The organism is Candidatus Nanopelagicales bacterium, from assembly GCA_030700225.1.
Taxonomy (GTDB): Bacteria; Actinomycetota; Actinomycetes; order S36-B12.
In genome coordinates this window covers 1-21,719 of the sequence record JAUYJT010000060.1, presented here as the reverse complement: position 1 = coordinate 21,719, position 21,719 = coordinate 1, and the positions used below count along the sequence as shown (strand labels likewise).

General features: G+C 64.9%; 23 protein-coding genes. 9 read left to right on the top strand and 14 right to left on the bottom strand.

The window, feature by feature from the left end; all coding sequences use genetic code 11:
• Positions 1–12: 12 nt before the first annotated feature.
• The gene (locus tag Q8P38_09340) at positions 13–837 is read right to left on the bottom strand and encodes a lysophospholipid acyltransferase family protein (GenBank protein ID MDP4014804.1); all 825 of its coding nucleotides are present in this window, start codon (positions 835–837) and stop codon (positions 13–15) included.
• Positions 838–909: 72 nt separating this feature from the next.
• Between Q8P38_09340 and Q8P38_09335 the strand changes: the two genes are divergently transcribed.
• Both Q8P38_09335 and Q8P38_09330 read left to right on the top strand, forming a co-directional pair.
• Positions 910–1,656, top strand: a complete 747-nt coding sequence (locus Q8P38_09335; GenBank protein ID MDP4014803.1) for an alpha/beta fold hydrolase — start codon at positions 910–912, stop codon at positions 1,654–1,656.
• A gap of 9 nt (positions 1,657–1,665) precedes the next feature.
• Positions 1,666–2,211, top strand: a complete 546-nt coding sequence (locus Q8P38_09330; protein ID MDP4014802.1) for a hypothetical protein — start codon at positions 1,666–1,668, stop codon at positions 2,209–2,211.
• Positions 2,212–2,228: 17 nt separating this feature from the next.
• Here the strand turns inward: Q8P38_09330 and Q8P38_09325 are convergent, their stop codons facing one another.
• From Q8P38_09325 to Q8P38_09295, 7 genes are all read right to left on the bottom strand, one after another.
• Positions 2,229–3,260: an ROK family glucokinase gene (locus Q8P38_09325; protein ID MDP4014801.1), complete on the bottom strand. Its 1,032-nt coding sequence runs from the start codon at positions 3,258–3,260 to the stop codon at positions 2,229–2,231.
• Positions 3,261–3,340: 80 nt separating this feature from the next.
• The gene (locus tag Q8P38_09320; GenBank protein MDP4014800.1) at positions 3,341–3,766 is read right to left on the bottom strand and encodes a hypothetical protein; all 426 of its coding nucleotides are present in this window, start codon (positions 3,764–3,766) and stop codon (positions 3,341–3,343) included.
• Positions 3,763–4,983, bottom strand: coding sequence for an ArsA family ATPase (locus Q8P38_09315; GenBank protein ID MDP4014799.1), 1,221 nt, complete (start codon positions 4,981–4,983; stop codon positions 3,763–3,765). The genes Q8P38_09320 and Q8P38_09315 overlap by 4 nt, the downstream gene beginning before the upstream one ends.
• Positions 4,980–5,417, bottom strand: a complete 438-nt coding sequence (locus tag Q8P38_09310) for an SRPBCC family protein (protein MDP4014798.1) — start codon at positions 5,415–5,417, stop codon at positions 4,980–4,982. Before Q8P38_09310 ends, Q8P38_09315 begins: the two co-directional genes overlap by 4 nt.
• 39 nt (positions 5,418–5,456) lie before the next feature.
• Complete coding sequence (locus Q8P38_09305) at positions 5,457–6,239, bottom strand: metallophosphoesterase (GenBank protein MDP4014797.1); 783 nt, start codon at positions 6,237–6,239, stop codon at positions 5,457–5,459.
• The gene (locus tag Q8P38_09300; protein MDP4014796.1) at positions 6,221–6,523 is read right to left on the bottom strand and encodes a hypothetical protein; all 303 of its coding nucleotides are present in this window, start codon (positions 6,521–6,523) and stop codon (positions 6,221–6,223) included. Before Q8P38_09300 ends, Q8P38_09305 begins: the two co-directional genes overlap by 19 nt.
• A gap of 45 nt (positions 6,524–6,568) precedes the next feature.
• The gene (locus Q8P38_09295; GenBank protein MDP4014795.1) at positions 6,569–6,985 is read right to left on the bottom strand and encodes a polyketide cyclase / dehydrase and lipid transport; all 417 of its coding nucleotides are present in this window, start codon (positions 6,983–6,985) and stop codon (positions 6,569–6,571) included.
• 134 nt (positions 6,986–7,119) lie between these two features.
• Here Q8P38_09295 and Q8P38_09290 point away from each other — a divergent pair, with 134 nt between their 5' ends.
• Positions 7,120–8,910, top strand: coding sequence for an AMP-dependent synthetase/ligase (locus tag Q8P38_09290; GenBank protein ID MDP4014794.1), 1,791 nt, complete (start codon positions 7,120–7,122; stop codon positions 8,908–8,910).
• A gap of 10 nt (positions 8,911–8,920) precedes the next feature.
• Here the strand turns inward: Q8P38_09290 and Q8P38_09285 are convergent, their stop codons facing one another.
• Positions 8,921–9,178, bottom strand: a complete 258-nt coding sequence (locus Q8P38_09285; protein ID MDP4014793.1) for a hypothetical protein — start codon at positions 9,176–9,178, stop codon at positions 8,921–8,923.
• Between the two features lie 91 nt (positions 9,179–9,269).
• Here Q8P38_09285 and Q8P38_09280 point away from each other — a divergent pair, with 91 nt between their 5' ends.
• On the top strand, positions 9,270–11,066 hold the full coding sequence (locus tag Q8P38_09280) for a DEDD exonuclease domain-containing protein (GenBank protein ID MDP4014792.1): 1,797 nt from the start codon (positions 9,270–9,272) through the stop codon (positions 11,064–11,066).
• Here the strand turns inward: Q8P38_09280 and trpD are convergent.
• From trpD to Q8P38_09265, 3 genes are read right to left on the bottom strand one after another with little or no spacing between them, the layout of a single operon-like run.
• On the bottom strand, positions 11,052–12,143 hold the full coding sequence (gene trpD, locus Q8P38_09275; GenBank protein ID MDP4014791.1) for an anthranilate phosphoribosyltransferase: 1,092 nt from the start codon (positions 12,141–12,143) through the stop codon (positions 11,052–11,054). The genes Q8P38_09280 and trpD overlap by 15 nt on opposite strands.
• 10 nt (positions 12,144–12,153) lie before the next feature.
• Positions 12,154–12,573: a hypothetical protein gene (locus Q8P38_09270; protein ID MDP4014790.1), complete on the bottom strand. Its 420-nt coding sequence runs from the start codon at positions 12,571–12,573 to the stop codon at positions 12,154–12,156.
• A 28-nt stretch (positions 12,574–12,601) separates the two neighbouring features.
• On the bottom strand, positions 12,602–13,801 hold the full coding sequence (locus Q8P38_09265; protein ID MDP4014789.1) for an Ig-like domain-containing protein: 1,200 nt from the start codon (positions 13,799–13,801) through the stop codon (positions 12,602–12,604).
• Positions 13,802–13,988: 187 nt separating this feature from the next.
• Here Q8P38_09265 and Q8P38_09260 point away from each other — a divergent pair, with 187 nt between their 5' ends.
• Together Q8P38_09260 and Q8P38_09255 are read left to right on the top strand one after the other, a co-directional pair.
• Positions 13,989–15,158, top strand: a complete 1,170-nt coding sequence (locus tag Q8P38_09260) for an aminotransferase class V-fold PLP-dependent enzyme (protein ID MDP4014788.1) — start codon at positions 13,989–13,991, stop codon at positions 15,156–15,158.
• Complete coding sequence (locus Q8P38_09255; GenBank protein ID MDP4014787.1) at positions 15,155–15,424, top strand: sulfurtransferase TusA family protein; 270 nt, start codon at positions 15,155–15,157, stop codon at positions 15,422–15,424. Before Q8P38_09260 ends, Q8P38_09255 begins: the two co-directional genes overlap by 4 nt.
• Here Q8P38_09255 and Q8P38_09250 read toward each other — a convergent pair.
• Together Q8P38_09250 and erpA are read right to left on the bottom strand one after the other, a co-directional pair.
• Positions 15,410–16,399: a carbohydrate kinase family protein gene (locus Q8P38_09250; GenBank protein MDP4014786.1), complete on the bottom strand. Its 990-nt coding sequence runs from the start codon at positions 16,397–16,399 to the stop codon at positions 15,410–15,412. The genes Q8P38_09255 and Q8P38_09250 overlap by 15 nt on opposite strands.
• Positions 16,400–16,666: 267 nt before the next feature.
• Positions 16,667–17,020, bottom strand: a complete 354-nt coding sequence (erpA, locus tag Q8P38_09245) for an iron-sulfur cluster insertion protein ErpA (GenBank protein ID MDP4014785.1) — start codon at positions 17,018–17,020, stop codon at positions 16,667–16,669.
• 135 nt (positions 17,021–17,155) lie between these two features.
• On the opposite strand from erpA, the gene nadA reads away from it, so the two are divergent.
• From nadA to Q8P38_09230, 3 genes are all read left to right on the top strand, one after another.
• Entirely contained in the window at positions 17,156–18,328 is a 1,173-nt protein-coding gene (gene nadA, locus Q8P38_09240) for a quinolinate synthase NadA (GenBank protein MDP4014784.1), read from the top strand.
• A 389-nt stretch (positions 18,329–18,717) separates the two neighbouring features.
• Positions 18,718–20,466: an ATP-binding protein gene (locus Q8P38_09235; protein ID MDP4014783.1), complete on the top strand. Its 1,749-nt coding sequence runs from the start codon at positions 18,718–18,720 to the stop codon at positions 20,464–20,466.
• A gap of 436 nt (positions 20,467–20,902) precedes the next feature.
• Positions 20,903–21,634 carry a Fic family protein gene (locus Q8P38_09230; protein MDP4014782.1) on the top strand — a complete coding sequence of 244 codons (732 nt, stop codon included), beginning with the start codon at positions 20,903–20,905 and terminating at the stop codon, positions 21,632–21,634.
• Positions 21,635–21,719: the final 85 nt, after the last annotated feature.

Here is a 21,719-nt window from a genome sequence, read left to right as displayed (position 1 = left end):
TCTTCGGACCGGTCAACTCCCGCTAGCGGACGAGCCGCCCTGGTCACGCTCGTCCTCTGCGGCGCCCCCGCCACCCTCGCCGGGGCCGCGCGGCTCATCTGCTGGGACCTGCTCCCTGGCCCGTGCCGCATCCTTCGCGTCCGTGGCGTACATGTCTTCGTAGCGCTGCCCGGTCAGCTGGATCATCTCGTACATCATCTCGTCGGTCACCGACCTCAGGATGAAGCGGTCGCTCTCCATTCCGTAGTAGCGAGAGAAGTCCAAAGGCTTTCCGATCCGCACGCCAACGCGGCGCAGCTTCGGGAGGATCCTGCCGGTCGGCTGGGCTTCATAAGTCGCGATCATCCCGACTGGTATGACCGGGACCTGGGCATGGAGAGCAACCCTCGCCGCTCCGGTGCGTCCTCGGAACAAGGTGCCGTCCAGCGACCTGGTCCCTTCCGGATAGAAAGCCAGGAGGTGACCTTCCCGAAGAATCCGCAATCCGGTGTTCAGAGCCGCTTCCGAGGCCTGCCCACCGGAGCGGTCTATGGGTACCTGGCCCGTGCCCGCGAAGAACATGCGCATGAGCAAGCCCTTGATCCCCCTGGTCGTGAAGTAGTCGCTCTTCGCCAAGAATGTGACCCGTCTTCCGAGCACCAGCGGCAGGAAGATGGAGTCGGAGAAGGACAAGTGGTTGCTGATCAGGACAGCCGCCCCCTCCCTGGGGACGTTGTCGCCGCCTTCAAGCCACGGGCGGAAGAGCAGCTTCAGCCAGGGGCCCAGAACGAAATGCTTGAGGAAGTAGTACAGCACTTGCCAACGACCTCCAGTCGGGTTTCCTCCGAATCCTCCCACGCCGCGTGCGACCATGGTTGCCTAGCCGGGAGCGGGGCCAAGCGTACGCCCCGCGATCTTTCAGGAGGGCAGATGTCGCTGATCCCAGGAGCCGAGCCGTACCAGAGCATCAAGGGACCAGTCGGAGTCGTGTTGCAGCATGGCTTCACCGGCTCACCGAAATCCATGAAGCCCTGGGCGAAGTTCCTCGCCAAGAATGGCTACTCAGTCTCCGTCCCCCGGCTCCCAGGGCACGGCACGACCTGGCAGGAGATGAACAAGACGCGCTGGACCGACTGGTACGCCGAAACTTCACGCGCTTTCGACGAGCTGCGGTCCAAGTGCGATCAGGTGTTCATCATGGGCATGTCGATGGGCGGCGCACTTGCGCTGCGCCTCGCCGAAGAGCGCGGCGACCAGGTCGCCGGCCTCGTGCTGATCAATCCGGCGCTGTTCACCCTGCGCATGGATCGCCACCTGTTGCCGTACCTGCGTCACATCGTTCCGGCCTTCCCGGGTATCTCGAATGACATCAAGAAGCCAAATCAGGATGAGGGGGCATACGACCGGATTCCGCTCCAGGCGGCCTACTCCATGTCTCAGCTTTGGTCCACGACCATGAAAGACATAGGCTCGGTGAATCAGCCAATCCTGGTCTTCACAAGTCGCGACGATCACGTGGTTGAGAACGAGAATTCCGGATGGATCATGCAGCACGTGCCAAGCGCCAACCGGCGGCAGCTTTTTCTGGAGAACAGCTACCACGTCGCCACCCTGGACAACGACGCGGAGCTGATCTTCTCCGAGAGCCTCGCGTTCATCCAAGAAGTGACAGCCTGAGCCAGTCTTGTGACTGACTCGACGCCTCTGTGCACGCTGCCTCCGGAACTGATAGCGCATGTGGGGCAGCTCCTAACGGACGCGGACATCACGTTCCTGGTGGCCGAATCGGCGCCGGGACAAGTCACGGTGCTGGTCGACACCGCCGATGAGGAACGGGCACGCGCTGTGATTCGCCTGGTTCTGCCTCATGTCCTCGAGGGGACGGACCACGCGTTCCATTTGTCGCAGCGATTGGTGCGCTCCGGGAGACCCGATGAGCCCCCGGGCGCTGCGGACGATCCCGTCTCGCCCGAACTTCATGAGCTGGCCGATGACTTCGTTCCACAGACCCCGCCGCCCTTGCCTAAGCCTCGCGACGGGGTCTCACGCTTCGCGTGGACGGCAGTCGTGGCCGGTCCTGGGGTCCTGTTGCTCCCGTCGCTTCTCCCGCTGCCGGTGATGCTGGCTCCCATGGGCATGGCCCTGTTCATCGCCGGCTTCGTGACCTTGGTCGCGCGCATGCCCGACCGGCCACGCCAGGACGACGGCTGGGACGACGGCGCGGTCCTGTAGTTCCGACCTAGCCGGAGCTAGTCGCCGCCCTTGGCCTTCCGAGCCTTCGATGCTTCCTCAACTCGCGCGGCCGCGGCCTTAGGCGAGATCAGTACGTGAGGCGTCGGGCCGTGATCGCGTGCCAGGTCAGCGGCGCCGACGATGCCGGCCGCGTTCCCGAGCTCGGCGGGAATGATATCCGGCATGAGTCGCTGGGAGCGCGCCAGCAGCTGAGGCGCGAACTCGCGCTTCGTCGGCTCAAGCAGCAGGTCACCGGCTTCCACGACCCCACCACCGATCACGAACGCTGCCGGGTCTAGCAGAGTGGAGACCTCGACCAGTCCACGAGACAGCCACCCCCCGAGAACCTCGAATGCCTCGATCGCAACCGGGTCACCGCGCCGGGCAGCCTCGGTGATGTCTGGACCCTGTACTCCCTCAGGAGTCCCGTCGCCCAACGACATCAAGATTCCGGCCTCCGGGCGCCGCTCCAGCGCCAACTCGCGGGCAATGCGCACTAGGGCGTTTCCACTGGCGTAGGCCTCCCAGCAACCATGTCGTCCGCACCCACACAGCCTGCCGTCCGGAACCAGCCGCAGGTGGCCGAATTCCCCGCTGACGCCGCTCGCGCCTCGCTGGAGCTTCCCGCCGAGTATCACGCCGCCCCCGATGCCTGTCCCCACGGTCACCATCACGAGGTCGTTCGCACCCCGGCCAGCTCCGAAGCGGAACTCCCCCCATGCGGCAGCGTTGGCGTCGTTCTCAACCACCGTCGGCAGGCCGAGCGCCCGCTCGATCCTGATCCTCAGGGGCTCATCAACCCAACCGAGATTGGGCGCGAAAATCACCTTGGACCGGGTCGCGTCCACGAGCCCGGCGCAACCGACACCGACCGCTTCCAGGTCGTGGGACTCTTGGAGCTCCGCCACTAGTTCGACTATGACGTCCATAACGCCATCGGGGTCGCGGACCGGAGTCGCCTTCCTGGACGAGGCGACGATCTCTCCCTCAGTGTTGACCACGCCTACCGCGATCTTCGTACCACCAATATCGACGCCAGCAGTCAGCATTATTCACACGTCCTTCCGGTTTCCCTCAACGGAAGGCTAGTGACTTGTCAGATGGGTGTCCCGCCATGAAGCCACACCGATCAGATTCCTGGACCGTCCCCAGACCCGTTCGATTCGTCCGTGAGCCACTCGTCATCTAAGGGAACATGGCGGACCTCCGCCTCCGTGCTTGGGGGCGCGAACGCCTGGCGCACAGCTTCGGCGAATTGGATCGCCGCGGCGGTCAGAGCTTCAACGGTCTCGGGGCTGGTGGATCTGGCCTTGGCTAGCGCGATGCATACGGGGCAGCGGCAGCATTCGTCTGCGGCATCGCGCGCGATGTCATTCCCAGGAGATCCGAACGCTGCTAGCCATTCCGCCGCTGTGGAGCCCAGCCGTGCTGCCGTCGGGTCTGCCATGAGACGGTCCCGAACAGCGACGAACAGCTTCGCTGCCTCTTCCGCGGCCGTGCCTTGGGCCTGATCCCGCGCGCGTTCTGACCCCTCGCCGCCCGGATGGTCCGTCACTTCCCACCCCCGCCATCTCGTGGTAGAAATCTCACTCTCAACACACCGCGCGACAGTCCCGCTCCGACAACTCGGTACCTGTGCAAGGCTCCCGGCAACGCGATTACGCGACGGTAAGACCCTACAGTCACGATCACCTCGTTGCCACGTTCAGCGATGTCAACGTCACCGCGCGTGGCCAGCGGTAGTCGAAGCACGAGCACAACCTGCTGCCCAAGCCGCTCAAGGCTCATCGGAGACTCAACGCTCGGCAGTCCCAGGGGATCGCCGCCAGGGTAGATCGCCTCCGCCAAGTTCCTCAGGGCTTCGAGTCCGACGGGCTCGCCAACTAGGTATGAGCCCACCAGCACAGGCAACGGGGCCATGTCTACTTCAGCCTGCTGGAGCCGGGCGGCTTGGGCGCGCGCCCAACCGTTGCGCCACTCGTCGCCGCCTGGCGGGAACACCCGGTTGGCGATCGCGGCATCCACCCGGTATCCATACAGCGACAGCGACGTCAAGGTGCGCCTGGCCTCGGCGAGAACGACCGCGTCAGGCGTGAAGACGAGCCGTACCGAAGACCCAGGAGATGTCAGGACCTTGCGGACGTCGGCCAAGTCCGCGTGCAACCGCTCGATGGCGTCCATCACCGAGGTGTTCGGCATAGGCACCCCGGCCGCGCGGGACAGCGGAACCCGCAGCGCTGTGACCACGCGGCGCTCTACTGGCCAGATCCTGCTCATGAACCAATCCAGGGCCTCCGGCAGAGCTAGCAGCCGCAGCGTTTCAGCGGTCGGAGCGCAGTCCAGTGCGACTAGGTCATAACGGTTTGACCGAACCTGTTCCCGAACCTCTAGTAGTGCGAGAACTTCCTCCGCCCCGGGCAAGACTGTGAGTTCCTCGGCTGCCACAGAATCCAGACCCGCGCTGGACAGGACACTCAGCAAGTACTCCTGCACCGAATGCCACGAACGCTCCAGCAGTGCCCGCGAGTCCAAGTGCGACACTTCGAGGTTCTCGGCCACGGCCACCGGGCGCCCAGCCGGGATCGCTAGGCCGAAGACGTCCGCGAGCGAGTGGGCCGGATCGGTCGACATGACAAGGGTGCGCAGACCGCGATCAGCGGCTGCGACAGCGGTCGCGGCCGAAAGTGTTGTCTTGCCCACTCCCCCTTTGCCGGTGAACAGAACAACCCGCGCGCTAACGCCCGGTGAGACATCACCACTGCCGCCAGTCATGGTCGGGACTCGACGCGCTCTTTCAACCCGCGCAGGGCGGTCCCGACGATGTGGCGTTCGGCCCGGCGGCGCAGGGTACCGATCAGAGGCATGTCAAGCGTCATGGTCAGTTCGTATGTCACCTGGGTGATGCCTTTGCTCCGCTTCAGGCACGTATACCGCCCATGCATGGAAGAAACGATGCCGCCTTGTGTGAGGTGCCAACTTACCTCGCGCGGTCTCCACTCGTATTCGTATTCGTGTGTTTCCACTACGGGTGGGGCGTCAAGAACAACCCTCACAGTGCGCGGACGACCGTTCCGGAAGGTAGTCAGAACCTCGGCCGATCCTATTCCCGTACACCACTGAGGGTAGCTAGGAAGATCCGCGATGACCGCCATGATCGCGGCGGGCGGCGCGGCGATCTCGGTCTGCGCCCAGGTGTGCTCCGGCATGCTCGCAGGCTACATGGGGTCTCGAATCGCGAGCACGGCTCACAGCCGGACTTCGAACGCCTTGCCGCTGCTGCGGAAGTGGCCAACGTTGACGACCTGCGTCCGCCCGATCGTCACCCTGGGCACGAGGGGCTGATGGACGTGACCGTGCAGCGCGTACCGTGGCTGGACGTCCCGTATGTACCGCAACAGAGCCTGGCTCCCGCGTTCGAAGCGCCTCGCCACAACGTCATACGTGCAGTCCGGGAAGTCGGGCGGAATGTGAGAGCACAGCACATCCACAGGGCCGAGCTTGGCGACCTTGGCGTCGAACTCCTCGGGGTCCAGCTCGAAAGGCGTACGCATGGCGGATCGCAGCCCACCGCCGACGAACCCGACGCGCAAACCCCCCACGTCAACTGCCTCTCCGTCCACGATCTCATGGTCCGCCCTGGCGTAGGTCGGCCAGAGCACGGGCAGGTCCACGTTGCCGTAGGTGAGGAACCCCGCGGGCATGGCCGCGAACGTCTCCGCGTATTGCTGTCCGACGCGTTCGTTGATCGTCCGCCAGATGTCCCCGCCGACGGCTCCCCACAGGTCGCGGCTGAACGACCTCGCCTCGTCGTACTTGCGCCGTGTCCTCAGATCGATGTACCGGCGCGCATTGACCTCCCCGAAGAGACCCGCGAAGACTCCGATGGCTGGATCCTCGTAGTCCAGGAACAAGATCAGGTCGCCAAGACAGATGAACACGTCGGCGCCGTCGGCGGACTGCGCCAATCCCTCGGTCCGTGCGTGCACGTCGCTGATCGCGCGGATGAGCACTACCGCTCCACCAGCCACAGGACCAAGACTCCCAGACCCACGGCCAGCAGTGCGACTGCCAAAGTCCCCACGAGCATGACCGCGACGCGCACGGGCGTTCTCGACATGGCGCGACGCAGTCGTGTCGGCGCCTCCGACTCGTGGGCCGCCAGGAGTGCCACCATCTCGGCCAAGTTCGCTGCGGAGTCATCCGCAGGTGCGGGCTCCCGCACGGCGTCCGGCGCGGAATCCAGGGTCGTCGGGTCGGCGGACGACCCCAACTTCTCAAGACACCTGGGGCACCACTGGGCGCCGATAGGCACGATCGCGCCACACTCTGGGCATCTTGACGTGTTACGCACGACGGACTACCGCCATCCTCCGTCGCCGGGCTGGCGTTCACCTTCCATCTCGGCCTTGAGTGCCCAGACGGTTCGCTTCCAGCGCAGCGCCTCGCGGCGCCGCAAGCGGTCGGCAGCACGCCGACCTCGTGGGGAATCGGTCAGGACTCGTGGCTGGGTAGCGGATCCAGGCGACACGGGGTCAGCTCGCAAGTAGTAATGCAAGATCACGCCATCTCCGAATTCCTCAAGCCAGAGTTCCGCCGAGCCCACCATCGCCCCAGTAACAGACCACCGAATCCCCTTGACTCCACGATCCATGAAGACACTCAGGCTCAACTCGGGCCACCACTGCGCCCACCGGCGCCTCTCTTGGACGACGGCGGCGAGCCGGGCGGGTGACACCACGAGGAATGTTTCATCAACCAGGTCGACAACGGGCACCTACCCATAGTGCCCTAACGCCGGGACGCCGACCAGAAGCGCGGCCTCAGTCCGGATCGCTCACCCCAGTTGACACCGCCCGCGGAGTCTGGCCTAGGGTCCAGCAAAGACTCCGAGTCAATTGTGGGGAACCAATGCGCGAATACTCAGAATCTGCGATCGTCAAGGCGCCCACCACGGGCAATCTCACGATTCACATCCTCGAGAACGAACGCGACGCACCCGATCATCCGGCGATCATGCGGCTGATTTCCGGGTCTTGGCGCGGAATGCCCATGCGCCAGTTCGCCGATGAGATTCGCGCCCTGGCCAAGGGGATCATCGCCAGCGGGGTTCAGCCCGGGGACCGGGTTTGCATCATGTCCAAAACTCGATATGAGTGGACTTTGGCCAACTACGCCCTTTGGTTCGCCGGTGCGGTCATGGTGCCCATCTACGACACCTCAAGCGCGGAGCAAGTGGAGTGGATCCTGTCGGACTCCGGGGCGGTCGGAGTGTTCCTGGAGACTGACCGACACCGCGAGGTGTTCGATCAGGTTTCCGCTGGCCTTCCAAGCGTCACGCGCGTGTGGATGATCGACGACGGCGCGCTGGACGATCTGACTCAGTCCGGCGTTGAGGTATCGGATGAAGACCTGGAGGCAAGGCGCTCGAGCCTGCAGCCGGACAGCGTCGCCACGATCATCTACACATCGGGCACCACGGGGCGTCCAAAAGGCTGCGCCCTAAGCCACAGCAACTTCATGTTCGAGATTGACGCTGTCGTCAATGGTCTTCCGGGTGTCTTCACGAAGGAGTCCTCAACACTGCTGTTCCTGCCGCTGGCGCATGTGTTCGGGCTGCTCATCCAACTTGGCTGCGTCCGCAGCCAAGTGAGCTTGGGTCACACCTCCGACATCAAGAACCTCGTGCAAAGCCTGGGCACGTTCCATCCCACCTTCTTGCTGTCGGTGCCGCGAGTGTTCGAGAAGGTCTACAACATGGCCCAGCAGAAGGCTGAGGCTGGCGGGAAAGCTGGCATCTTCGACGCCGCGGCAAGTACCGCGATCGACTACAGCCGGGCCATGGACACAGGCGGCCCAGGGCTCGTCCTGAAGCTGAAGCACGCCCTCTTCGACAAGCTCGTCTATGGCAAGTTGCGCGCCGCGTTGGGCGGTCAGGTGACCTACGCCGTGTCCGGTGGGGCGCCCCTCGGAGAGCGGCTCGGACACTTCTTCCGCGGGCTGGGCGTCACGGTGCTCGAGGGATACGGGTTGACCGAGACAACGGGCGCGTCAACTGTGAACAGGCCCGATCAGGTCAAGCCTGGAACGGTCGGCAAACCCCTTCCCGGTTCATCTGCTCGCATCGCTGACGACGGCGAGGTCCTTCTAGCGGGACCGCAGATATTCCTGGACTACTGGAACAACGAAGCGGCGACTTCCGAGGCCATGGACAAGGATGGCTGGTTCCACTCGGGCGACATCGGAACCATTGACGATGAGGGCTTCGTCAGGATCACTGGCCGCAAGAAGGAACTCATCGTCACCGCTGGCGGCAAGAATGTCGCTCCGGCGGTACTCGAGGACCGCCTACGAGCCCACTCGCTGGTCAGCCAGTGCATGGTCGTCGGCGATGCGCAACCGTTCATCGCCTGTCTGGTGACTCTGGACGCGGAGTCGTTGCCTGCCTGGCTGGAGCAACGCGGCAAGCCCGCCGACACCCCAGCCAACGACCTGGTCGGCGACAAGGAGATCCAAGACGCGATCCAAGAAGCCGTAGATGACGCGAACAAGGCCGTCTCCAAAGCAGAGGCGATCAAGAAGTTCACCGTTCTACCCGTGGATTGGACCGAAGAAGGCGGTCAGCTCACCCCATCGCTGAAGCTGAAGCGCAATGTGGTTCTCGAAGAGTTCGCAGGGGCGATTGTCGAACTCTATTCCTAGGGCTGCATTCCTAAGGCTGCGCGGGCACGGTGCCTTCGGCCTCTGGTCGCGCGACAACTTCGATGCTGTCGGATGAGCCACACCAACGGCACCGAACGTCCTGCACAGCTTCTGACCTGACTACCAGTTCGCTGATGTCCCGATCTCCGGCGAGTGTGAAGTGCCAGTACTCGGTCACGGTTCGGGATCGCGTCACGTCGAAGCGCGTGAGATTGCCGCACTGGCCACAGCGCCAGCTGCTGCCCTCGGACGGAATTGACAGTTCCACTTCAGCTCCCCATCTCGACGCGGTCGCTCGACGTGGCGCAGCCGCGCGACAAGACTAAGCGTTGTCGGACGCCTGGCATAGATTCACGTGCGTGACAGCGAACACGACGATGGGTGCGCACCCTGCGTTCCAGAGCTCATTCGACGATCTGGGCCTGCCGCTTCACGATGTGAACTTCGTGGTCGTAGACCTTGAGACAACCGGCGGATCGCCCGCTCAATCCCGGATCACCGAGATCGGGGCTGTTCGGACTTGCGGCGGGGTTGTGCTGGGCGAGTTCTCCACTCTGGTCAACCCACAAGTCGCCATCCCCCCGTTCATCGCAGCGCTCACGGGTATCACAACGGCCGCTGTCGCGTCCGCTCCGCTGCTGACGACCGCGTTGCCGTCCTGGCTGGAGTTCGCCGACGGCTCCGTGCTAGTTGCCCACAACGCTAGATTCGACACAGGATTCCTCAAAGTCGGCTGTGCTGCGATTGGCGCGAGGTGGCCGGACTTCAAGGTTGTCGACACGATGACACTGTCGAGGGCTCTGCTATCCCGGGACGACGTCCGCGACCACCGCCTGTCGACGCTTGCCGCGTACTTCCGCGCCGGCACCGATCCCAATCATCGAGCGCTCGCGGACGCCAGGGCCACTGTCGACGTCCTGCACGGGCTCCTGGAGCGCGCGGGCAGCCTCGGGGCGCATCATCTGGACGACTTACTGCAGCTGTGTTCCCCGGTGACCAAGGCCCAGGTGCGCAAGCGGACGCTGGCCGATGGACTACCGGAACTGCCCGGCGTCTACATCTTCGAGGACCGGCGTGGCAACGCCCTATACGTCGGCAAGTCGAAGTGCATCCGGAAGCGAGTGCGCACCTACTTCACAGCCTCTGAGCGGCGCAAGCGAATGGCGGAGATGATCCAGGTCGCGGCGAAGGTAACGGCCATCCCCTGCGCCACTTCACTCGAAGCCGAAGTTCGCGAGGTTCGGCTCATAGCTGAACGCCGCCCGGTCTACAACCGCCGCTCCAGGAACCCGGAGAGGGCCGTGTGGCTCAAGCTCACCGATGAGCCGTTCCCGCGGGTGTCCATTGTGAGCAAGGTGCCCTCTGTCGCCGACCCCCAGAGCGCCTGTGCCGGACCCTTCTCGTCCAGGCGATCCGCTCAAGCCGCGAGCGAGGCTCTGCTCGAAGCTGTTCCGCTTCGTTCATGCTTGACCAGGCTCTCGCGAGCGCGTCGCGCCCAGCCGTGTGTCGCGGCGCAACTCGAGCAATGCCTGGCGCCTTGTTCCGATCCGGCCGCTGACGCCCCGTACGCCGAAATCACGCAGTCCGCGCGTTCGGCGCTGCTGTCGGACTCCGAACCCCTCGCCACCACTATTCGGGACCGAATGCGCCAGCTGGCCCAGCTAGAGGAGTTCGAGGAGGCGGCTGCCTGGCGGGAGCGACTGCGGGCATTGCTAACCGGCATCGACCGACGACAAAGGGAATCGATGATCACTGCTTGTCCGGAGGTCGTGGCCGCTCGGCTGGACGGCTCGGAATGGGAAGTGCACGTAATTCGCCATGGTCGACTCGCAGGCGCCAGCCGTGTCCAGGCCGGAGCGGATCCCCGGGCGGTCGTGGAAGCGACCGTCGCCACGGCGCAGTATGTGGCGGCTCCTGGGATCGGATCAGCGCCGCACCTGCCCGAGGAGTCAGCGCTGGTCCTGCGCTGGCTGTCTTCCGAGGGCGTCCGCTTGGTGCGGCTCGATGGGGTTCTGGCTTTGCCTGTCGGAGGTGCGGGCCGGGACCTCGCCAAGCTCGGCCGTCCCCAGCTCATCGAGTACCCCGACAGCGAGCCCCCGAGAGGTGCGGCGTCTCCGGTCCCCCAGGCCCTGGTGTCCCGGTTACGGCCCGTCTGATCCCTCGGCCAGCGACTTGGACACTTCCACCCACCTGTTGAGCTGACTTTCCGCCGCACCGTTGTCAAGGGCATGGCGGACTCGATCGAGAGCTCGGGCAAGTTCCGCTATCAGACCGACCGGAGCAACGGCGGCTCCACTGGCCGACTCCGCAACAACTACGGCAGCGGCGGCGTTGATCGCGACCGCGTCCCGGATTGGCAGCACTTCCGACCTTGGCCGCCCCGCGAGGGCAGCGCGCGCCAACTCCGCGTTCTCAGCCGCGCCACCTCCAGCTAGAGATTCCGGATCCGCCCTGCCAATCCCAAGGGCGCGGGTGTCAACAACGGTCTCGGTAACCGAACCGCCGCGAGCGTCCCATACCCGCGTGGGGGCAACGGTCGTGATCTCGTCCATGCCGTCTTCACCCCGGACGACGAGGGCCGAGGTTCCCCTGTCAGCCAGCGCGCGCGCGACGACGGGAGCCATGGATGGATCGGCGACTCCGACGACTTGGGCCGCGGGCCGCGCCGGATTCGCCAGCGGGCCAAGGATGTTGAACACAGTCGGGATTCCCAGTTCCCGGCGTACCGGACCGGCGTGCCGCATCGCTGGGTGGAAAACCGGCGCGAAGCAGAACGCGATGTTCACTTCCGCCAAGCACTGCGCGATCTGGTCTGGTCGCAGGGAAATGGCCACACCAAGCGCTTCTAGAACGTCGGCGGACCCCGACCTCGATGACGCGGCGCGGTTTCCGTGCTTCACCACCGGGATCCCGGTCGCCGCGACAACCACTGCGGCCATCGTGGAGATGTTCACGGAGCCAGACTGATCGCCGCCGGTCCCGCAGGTGTCCACAACCAGGCCAGGCACCGTCACCGGAACCGCGTGCTGGAGCATGACATCCACGAAATCGGAAACCTCGGCGCCACTTGGCCCCTTCGCCCGCAATGCCACGAGGAATGCCGCGATCTGTGCGGCAGTCGCCTCCCCCGTCATTACCGACTCCATGGCCCACCGCGCGCGCTCACCGGCGGTGTCCGAACCCGCTAGAAGGTCGGTCAGCAGCGCCGACCAGGACATCTCGGTCTCGGTCACAACTAGCCCGCTAGGCCTGGACCGGAGACGCGACACGTCTCCGCAGGAGCGTGGCCACCGTGTTGGGGAATTCCAGCGGATCAAGCGGCCACGGCGCGACTGCTTCCGCCTGGGACCATGTCGCCAACCAAGCGTCCGCCGGTCTGCCCACGACGAGCAGGACGGGCGGGCAAGGATCAACCTCGTCCTTGATCTGGCGGCAGATTCCCATTCCACCGGCTGGCACCGCGTCGCCGTCGAGAATCACAAGATCGAATGCCCCGGAGTCGACCAGGCGAATCGCGGCGGGCTCACTGGCGCACTCCACGTACTCAACCCGCGCCAGATCCGTAGATGGGTAGGGGCCGAGTAGGTCGATCATCCCCCGCCGACGATGAGCATCGTCTGAGTACACAAGCGCTTTCAGTTCCCCGGCCGGTCGATCTGCCATATCCGAATGCTAACGGGCACGACTCGAGCTACTGCAGGGCGCTGCCAGCCTTCCACTCGTCCCAGGACTCGTTCCAGACTGTGATGCCGTTTCCTGGGGCGACTTCGCTTCCGCCAGTGTTCTTGAAGATCACCACGTCACCTACGCGCAGGACGCTAACGAGCCATGCCGCATTCTCGGGACTGACGTTCGTGCAGCCGTGGCTGACGTTCGCGTAGCCCTGGGATCCCACAGACCACGGGGCCGAATGGATGAACTCCCCAGAATCGGTGACACGCATCGCGTTGTAGACGAGCAGGCGGTAGTACTCCGGATCGTCCTTCTGTATCCCCAGGGTTGCCGCGTCGAACACGACCGGCCCAGGCTCCCTGGTCATGATCACTTTGATGCCGGAGTAGGTCGCGTAACCGGACTTGCCCGTCGAGCTCGGGATGTCCCGGATGACCTTCCCGTTCCTCCGAACCACCAGGCGGTGGGTCTCCGAATTCTGAACCAGGATCATCCGGCGACCGATGCTGTAACTGCGCCTGAAGTTCTCCAGCGCGTACACGTCGTCGCCGGCATTCACGCCCTTGAGATCCGCCGCCACCTTGATGTCAGTCTTGGCCGGCCAGTACTTGCGCGGCCTGTAGGTGACGCTTTGATCCCCGTCCCAGGACCAGGCCCCTTCGATCGGCTCTCCGGAGGTCTCAACACGCAACCTCTTCTCGATCTCGGCCTTCCGCTTGATTGGCAGGTCGAAAGTCAGCGTGATCGGCATGCCGACCCCATACGTCTCATCCTCGGAAAGGTCCGACATTACCGTCAGAACCTTCTCTGGCTCGAACGTCCGGAAGGTCTCGTTGGCTGTCGACTCGACCCCCCGAAGATCCACAGCCTTGGCGGTGACCTTGTACTTGGTGCCAAACTCCAGATCGGATGTGTCCAGCTCCCAGATCTCGCCACCGCCGACCAGCTTGCCTCCGACCCGGCGTCCGTTCGGACCGGTCACCGACACGGACTCGATCCGGCCGTTGTCCACCCGGATACGCGGTGGCTTTTCAAACGTGGCCGCGCGATCTCCGAACAGGGCGGATCGAATTACTGCTTGAGACTCACCCCATGGGGCAGTGACCAGGCTCAACGACGGTCCGCACGCGGACAGCACGATACCCAGAGCCGCGGCTCCCCCGACGATCGCGCGCACGCGGCGACCGCCCAGGTTCGTCTTGTTCCGCTTCTCACGCACGTCCATGGGCTCCCGTCCGACTCGCCCCTAGCTGTCACATCCAGTGTGGGCCATGAATCCAAACTCGCCTAGCCGCGACACCATCTACAGACGTGAGCATGGTCTCACGGATCGTGAGCTCCAACGGCGGATTGGGCGGGATAATCCTCGGCGGTGCCGGTCGGGCCTGGAGCGGTACGGTGCTGACATGCCAGATGTGGCAACCCAAGATGGTGAGAACCGGCGCTATCTCGACGCGGCGTCGGGGTTGCCGCCGTCCCCGGCAACCCGCACCGCGCTCGCGAACGCCAGCGCGACCGCTTGGGCCGACCCGTCACGCCGCTACCCGCAGGCCGACGTGGCGCGCAGGCTTCTCGCGCATGCCCGCACCGCAGTGGCGGATGTCCTGGCCTGCCGACCGACCGAAATCGCCTTCACATCGTCCGCGGACGCGGCTCTGGCGGCAGGACTTCAGGGATGCCTGGCGAGCAGGCGTTCCGGGAGCCAACGGCGAGGCGTCGTTGTCTCAGCGGTCGAGGACCTGGGGCTGCTGCGGCGCGTCGACCGCATCGAGGCTCAGGGGATTCCCGTCACCGTTGTTCCCTGCGACCGCGCGGGACTGATAGACCCTGACCGGTTCATCACCGCCGTAGACGCAAGCGACGCGGCCGCCGCGTGTCTTCAAATGGCCAACGGTGAAGTTGGGACACTCCAGCCCATCGGCCCCGTTAGCCAAGCTCTGGAAGCGCGAAGGGTCCCGCTCATCAGCGACGCCCGGCACGTCGTCGGCCGAAGTGAGATCTCCAGCGGTTGGCACGTGCTAGCGGCGGAAGCACGCTACTGGGGGGGACCGCCAGGCGTTGGGATCTTGGCGGTGCGCAGCGGGGTCGGGTTCCAGCCCATGGACAACGGACCACTTGGAGTGGAAGGGGTAGCGCCGCCAGTTCCCGCAGTCGCGGCCGCCGCCCTGGCCCTGGAGCAGGCAGCCGCAACTGTGAGCGAGACGGCTCGCACATGTGGCGAGCTGACGCAGAGGCTGCGTGAGCGGCTGGTGGCTTCCATCCCCAACTGCGAGGCCCTGGGGTCGCCGGACCAACGCTTGGGTCACATCCTGATGGTGACTTTCCTCTACGTGGCCGCGGAGCAGCTCGTGGACGAACTAGCGGGCATGGGCTGGGCGGTGTCCAGCGGGGCTTCGTGTGTGTCGGATACGCGGCGGCCCCATCACGTGCTCGCTGCGATGGGAGTCTCGAGCCATGGCAGCCTGCGCGTCTCTCTGCAGCCTGCCGCCAAGAGCGCTGATGTCGACGAATTCGCGCGGGACCTGACAATCGCGGTGACGAGGATCCGCGAACAGACCGGAGTGAGCGACCTGTGACCGCGGACGCGACTCCGGACCGAGTCCTTGACGAGCGCGGCTCCGTTTGCCCGCACCCCGTAACCTCCCTTGCCCGGGCCGCGCGCGAGCTGGTATCCGGGCTAGTGGAGCTGCTGGCGGACGATCCCACAGCACAGCTCGACATTCCGGCCTGGTGCTGGACGCACGGAGCCGAACTGCTTAGCCAGACGACCACCGATGGTGTGACGCGGTTTCTCATCCGGCTTTCTGATCCGGGTGCCGGCCCAGGGTCAAACCAAGAGTGACCGGCGCAGATGAACGCCGACTTCTTCGGCCGACTCCGGCCCGAATGCCTCCCCGAGGCGAGCTAGGAACTCACTTGGCTCGAATCCATACTCCTGCGTGCCCACGGTCTCGATCACGCAGGTCGCCAGCATCGCACCGAGCTCGGCGCATCTGACCAGCGGCAGATCCCACGACATGCCAGCCAGGAAGCCAGCCCGGAATGCGTCGCCGACTCCAGTGGGGTCAAGCCGGACACGTTCCTTGGGGCAACCGATGAAGACCGGTTCGCGGCCCTTCTGGTCGATCCGGGAACCACGAGGACCCAGGGTCGTGATCCTCGTGGGCACAGCCGACAGGACTTCCTCGTCGGTCCAGCCAGTGCGCTGGTGAATGAGCGCGGATTCGTACTCGTTGTTGAATAGCATCGAGGCGCCTTGGAGCAACCCGATGACCTCCTCACGGTTCATCGAGGACAGCTGCTGGGACGGGTCGGCTATGAACGGCACGCCTCTGAACCTGCATTCCTCCGCGTGGCGGTCCATGGCTTCTGGGTCGTTGGCGCTGATGACGACGACGCTCCCGTCGGTCAACCGCTCAAGCACCGGGGCCAATTCAATCTCGCGGGCTTCCTTCATGGCGCCCGCGTAGAAGGTGGCGATTTGATTGCCATCACGGTCCGTCGTGCACACGAAGCGGGCCGTCTGCTGAACCTCCGAGATGTGAACCGACGTCGTGTCGACGCCGTGCCGGTCAAGCCAGGAGCGGTAGTCACCGAAGTCCGAACCGGCCGCCCCCACCAACATGGGCTTCAAGCCAAGCCGAGCCAGGCCGAAGGCGATGTTCGCGGCCGCGCCCCCACGTCGCACTTCGAGCTTGTCCGCGAGGAAGGAGACCGAGATGGATTCCAGCTGCTCGCGCATCAGCGAGTCGGCGAACCGACCCGGGAAGACCATGAGGTGGTCGGTCGCGATCGATCCAGTTACGACTATGCGCATGTCAGAACCGTACTGGGTAGCCGCCTATCCTGAGTCCCCCGAACCTCCATCGCTTGCCTCTGCGGAGGCCCAGATGGTGCAAATACTCTGTTGATCAAGCTCGTCAGCGATCCTCCCTTCCTGGGTGATCGTCGACCTCCATGATCAACAGAGGATCTGCACCATCAGGCTGCGTTGAGCCTTCGCTCGCCGGATGGCCGAGTGAGGTTGGTGCCCTGCCTGGATACGATGCCGACCCACCGACCACACACTCCGGTTGATTCAGGCCTAGTGGAAGGAGTCGCCGCAGGCGCAGGTTCCCGTCGCGTTGGGGTTGTCTATGGTGAACCCCTGCTTGGAGATGCTGTCCACGAAATCTATCGTCGCGCCACCGAGATAGGGACCGCTCATCCGGTCAACCACGACCGCTACGCCGTCGAAATCGATCCGAGTGTCGCCGTCCAAGGAACGGTCATCGAAGAAGAGCTGATACCGCAGGCCTGAGCACCCACCAGGTTGGACAGCCACACGCAGCGCGAGATCGTCCCTGCCTTCCGCGGCCAGTAGCGCTCGGACCTTGTCGGATGCGGGCTCTGTGAGCTGGATGGTTTGCGGCGCACTCTGGGCCGTGTCTGCCGTCATTCGCACTCTCCCTGGGACTTCAGCCTCGGAATGAGGCATGCCTAAGTCTAGAACCCGGATGGCGATTGGGCCATTCCCAGGTCCTCGATGAGCGGACATGCGGCGCCGGATGCAGACCGGTGCCACAATGGATTGGTGACTTCCGCGACAAGCGCACCGGCCACTCCCTTGGCACTGCTGCTGCTCGACCAGGGGGCCGAGGCTGACACTGAGAAGGGCGTCGAGTGCCCTGGCGTGCTGCCACCTTGCTCAGACCCCAACGTTGTGACTGACGTCACGCGGCTGAAGAAGGAACTGGGTGACCGCCTGTTCATCCTGGGCCATCACTACCAGCGCGACGAAGTCATCCAGTTCGCGGATGTCACCGGCGACTCCTTCAAGCTGGCTCAAAGGGCAGCGGCGCAGAAGAGCGCGGAGTTCATCGTCTTCTGTGGCGTCCACTTCATGGCGGAGTCCGCCGACATCCTCACCGGAGACAATCAGACGGTCATACTTCCCGATCTCGCGGCCGGCTGCTCGATGGCGGACATGGCCGACATCAGCCAGGTGGAACGAGCCTGGGCGACGCTGGAGGACGCCGGGGTCGCTGGCACGACGGTCCCGATCACGTACATGAACTCAACAGCGGCGATCAAGGCGTTCACAGGACGTCACGGGGGGGCGGTGTGCACGTCATCCAATGCCAAACGTGTTCTTCAGTGGGCGTTCGACCGTGGGGACCGCGTGCTGTTCCTGCCCGATGAGCACCTCGGGCGCAACACCGCCGTGCTCGAGCTGGGATTGTCCTTGGACGACTGCGTCGTGTATGACCCGCACAAGCCCGACGGAGGGCTGAGCGAGGAGGACTTGAGGGCCGCCAAGATGGTTCTGTGGCGAGGCCACTGCTCAGTTCACGCCAGGTTCAGCCCCAAGTGCGTCGCCGAAGTCCGGAAGCGCATCCCCGGCATCAAGGTGCTCGTTCATCCTGAATGCCGCCACGAAGTTGTCTCAGCCGCGGATCTCGTCGGCTCGACGGAGTTCATCATCAAGACGATTGAGAGCGCCGAGCCCGGCTCCGCGTGGGCGATTGGCACGGAACTGAACCTCGTCAGGCGGCTCGCGCAGCAACACCCGGACAAGCGGATCACATTCTTGGATCAGTCAGTTTGCTTCTGCTCTACGATGAACCGGATCGACCTGCCGCACCTGCGCTGGGCGCTAGACGAACTGTCGCGCGGGCGCGTGGTCAACCCCATCAAGGTTGACCCCGAGACATCCATCTGGGCCAAGGTCGCTTTGGACCGGATGCTCACCCTTCCCGGGGGGTGATGGAGTCCCCGCACGTCGGTCGGCAGGGTTGACACCTGCGCTTGGGGGCCTGAGCCGGTGGCCTTCCCCTCGTACCGTGTAGACGCCACATCAGGTTCGCCAGTCAGCAACGCCTCGCGCGAGCGAGCCAGTCGATCCGCCGACCGGAGCTTCCACTCGGTCTCGTCAGTTCGGATGTCCCGCGACTGCGCCAGCGCTGCCGGCCAGGAGACGAACCCGCACCAGCCGAGCGTCCCAGCCTGGCGTCCCTCGTTCACGATCTTGCCAGTAGCAATCGGTGACGTTCCTCTCGCGCTGAGACTGCTCCGGAATCTGCTACTTCGTCGCCCCACACCTGATCTGTTATAGTTTCGCTCAAAGAAACTATAAGCCGGTATAGGTGGGTCCGCATGGAAGTGACATTTCGGCGCCCAGATGCCCCTTCGGCTCTGGTCCAGGCCGCCCTAGCGCGACTGGCGACTGGGCAGGACGGCGACGCGGTGGAAAGCGAACGGCTCGACTGCAAGGCGGATCCGACTGGTGCGGATGGCGACATCAGTCATTCCTTTGAGGCCGACAAGGTGCTCGGCGTGGTCGGGCCAGCGGTAGCGTGCATGTCGAACACCTCAGGGGGTGGGGCGGTCCTGTTCGGGGTCGCCGATCGGGGCTCGCATTCAGGCACCGCCGTGCCGATCCCATGGCTCCGCAAACGGATCTTGGAGACCACCGGCGCGACAGTTCAGATCGACGAGTACGGGCTTGGGGGCGTGCGGGTTCTTGCCCTGCTGGTCGGAGAATCAGGCAAGCCGCTCTCGTACCGAAAGCAGGCGTCGCGGCATCGGGTGGGTGCACAGTGCGTTCCGCTGGACCTCGGGGTCTGGCAGCAGGTCCGTGCCCGGTCAGCACCCGACCCCTCGGCCATGGCATCCGCATTCACAGTGGACGACGCCACGTCGTCGGCAATCGAGGCGGCGCGCCGCTATCTGCGGGAGAGCGGGGAGGACGCTGCAGTCCAATTAGCGGAGGCAGCACCCCGTGCGCTCCTGGAGCGGATCGGCGCCGTCAACGAGTACGACCCGCACCAACTCAACCACGCGGGCGCCTGGCTCTTCGCCGCCGCACCGGCTCCGGGCATCCACTACCTGTATCGCCCCACGCCTGGAGCGGACTCGGACACGGACTACCGGGGGTCGGTCGAATCCTTGCTGCAGCAGATCGCCACAGTGGAACAGTTGCTGCAGACCAAGATCGGCAAGGTGCATGTGGGCACCGGTTTCGCGCGGGGACAGGTTGACCGTCTGCCCTTCAACGCAGCACGGGAAGCCGTGCTGAACGGGATCGCCCACCGCAACTGGGAGGCCGCCGAACCCACGGTGGTCGAGCATGTAGGGGACAGGCTCAGGGTGGACTCACCCGGGGCGCTCCTGCCCGGGATCACGCCAGCGAACATCATGACGCACGTCAGTGTCCCGAGGTACCCGCGGCTGGCCGAACTACTGCATCGGCTCCGACTTGTGGAGCGGCAGGGGATCGGGGTCGACCGCATGGTTGAGGCCATGCTCCGCCGCGGCTTGGAACCGCCGACCGTGGAGGCCACGGACCGTCGAGTCGCCGTGACGCTGCACGGGGGTGAACCCGACCCCTCGATGCTTTCCCTGGCCAGCGAGCCGACAGACGCTGGCCACCCGCTGGATCTGGACGCACTGATCATTGTGGATCGAGCCACTCGCAGCGGCTGGGTCGACGCGACCACCGTTGCCGCATACCTCCAGCGGTCTGCCCCCGACGCGGGCGCGCGCCTGGAGTCGAGCGCCCAGCAGACAGTGGATGGCGAGCCCGTCATAGTGGCGCTTCGGGGCGTTCCCGCTGGGACGACCCCCGTCTATCGGCCCTCGGATCGGGTTCGTCGCCGGCTCCCAGCCAGACACGCGCGTGTCCAAGCGGATGCCCGGCGCGCCCAGGTCGTGCAGTCGTTCGCTCAGGCGCGCGGCCGAATCTCGACCACCGAGGCAGGCGACCTCTTGGGCCTCAGCTACCCGGTGGTGCTGCGACTTCTGCAGCGACTCGCAGACGAAGGGATCTTGGCGCCGTCCGGCACAGGCGGGAGAGGCCACCACTACCTGCCGGTCGACCCAGAAGACCGCGGCACGCGGGAGTGATGTGTTTCCGCGCGGATGGTCCGGCGTGGGCGCCCGAGCCATCACAGAGAGTGTGGCTCTGCAGGCCCGTGGACACCGAGGGCTTTCCGGATCACTTCGAACGCTACGTCTCGTTCGCCGGCAATGCTCGGGGCGCGTGAGCCAGTCGCACCGATGCCCTCGTCCCCCGGAAACCACGGCAAAGCACGGATGCCTGGAATCCGCCCGAGCGCACTGGGGCCAAGTCAGGCGAGCATTCTCAGGTCCGCGGTATGACGGACCCGGCTACACGCTCCCAGGGGATTGCCACTCTCCATGCCTGCGCGGCCCAACACCGCGACACGGGAAAGCATGTCCAACCGCTTCAAGATCACCTCAGCCCAGCCACACGATCTAGCGAGGAGCCTCATTTAGCTACCAGTCTCGGTGATCAAACGGAAGGAGACCGTCGTGGCGCGTGGACGCCACCACCCGGCACCACCCAAGAAACGGTGTGTCGCCTACCGCCTCCGCCGTTGCGGCCGTTTCCGACAAACGCACCTCGAACCCCTCAGAAACACCCGTTGCAACGGGCGCATCCTTCAAGAACGGGCGCGTCTTCAAGCCCCTCAAGGAGTACCTCGAGGTGCGCGGCTACGCGGATGCCGCCCAATGGGTCTACGCGCAGGCGGTCGACCCCGGCGACTGGCATACCGACGGACTCGTCTCGCTGGCCGAGATCCGGCAGGTTCACGAGGTGGCCATGACTCCGGTCTGGCAGGTCGCGCCCCACCCTGACGCCACTGAACGCGAGGCGCCGGGCCACTTCCGAGAGCACGACATCCATCAGTTCGAGGGCGGAATGACCCCGCCGTCATGGCCGCTCGTGCCTGCCAGGATGCGTGGCTGGGTGGACCAGGTGAACTCCAGTGCATCCGAACTCGCCGCCCCAGTCGACCACCGGTTGCCGGAGGTACTGGCCCGGCTGCACACCGAATTCGAGGAAGTGCACCCGTTCATCGACGGCAACGGGCGTACCGGTCGGCTTCTGCTGAACCTGTTGCTCGTGCGCCTCGGCTACCCGCCGATCATCGTGCTCAAGAAGCAGCGCGACACCTATCTAGCCGCCCTGACCAAGGCCGACTACGGTTACTTGGTTCTTCGAAGTTGGGGGGGAGACACGATCTTGAGTTTGGTCAGCTTGGGCTGATTACGTCCGTGGCCCCTTGATGCTGGCGGTGTCTACGCCAAACCAGTAGAAGGAGCCACGGACATGGATGACGGTACGACGATTC

What these genes read in the sequence shown, in the direction of transcription:
- Q8P38_09325 (MDP4014801.1), bottom strand. Translation starts at nt 3,260, where the DNA reads ATGCTGACTGCTGGCGTCGATATTGGTGGTACGAAGATCGCGGTAGGC.
- Q8P38_09270 (MDP4014790.1), bottom strand. Translation starts at nt 12,573, where the DNA reads ATGGCAGATCGACCGGCCGGGGAACTGAAAGCGCTTGTGTACTCAGAC.
- erpA (MDP4014785.1), bottom strand. Translation starts at nt 17,020, where the DNA reads ATGACGGCAGACACGGCCCAGAGTGCGCCGCAAACCATCCAGCTCACA.
- Q8P38_09235 (MDP4014783.1), top strand. Translation starts at nt 18,718, where the DNA reads ATGGAAGTGACATTTCGGCGCCCAGATGCCCCTTCGGCTCTGGTCCAG.
- Q8P38_09260 (MDP4014788.1), top strand. Translation starts at nt 13,989, where the DNA reads ATGCCAGATGTGGCAACCCAAGATGGTGAGAACCGGCGCTATCTCGAC.
- Q8P38_09250 (MDP4014786.1), bottom strand. Translation starts at nt 16,399, where the DNA reads ATGCGCATAGTCGTAACTGGATCGATCGCGACCGACCACCTCATGGTC.
- Q8P38_09335 (MDP4014803.1), top strand. Translation starts at nt 910, where the DNA reads ATGTCGCTGATCCCAGGAGCCGAGCCGTACCAGAGCATCAAGGGACCA.
- Q8P38_09290 (MDP4014794.1), top strand. Translation starts at nt 7,120, where the DNA reads ATGCGCGAATACTCAGAATCTGCGATCGTCAAGGCGCCCACCACGGGC.
- Q8P38_09315 (MDP4014799.1), bottom strand. Translation starts at nt 4,983, where the DNA reads ATGACTGGCGGCAGTGGTGATGTCTCACCGGGCGTTAGCGCGCGGGTT.
- Q8P38_09310 (MDP4014798.1), bottom strand. Translation starts at nt 5,417, where the DNA reads ATGCCGGAGCACACCTGGGCGCAGACCGAGATCGCCGCGCCGCCCGCC.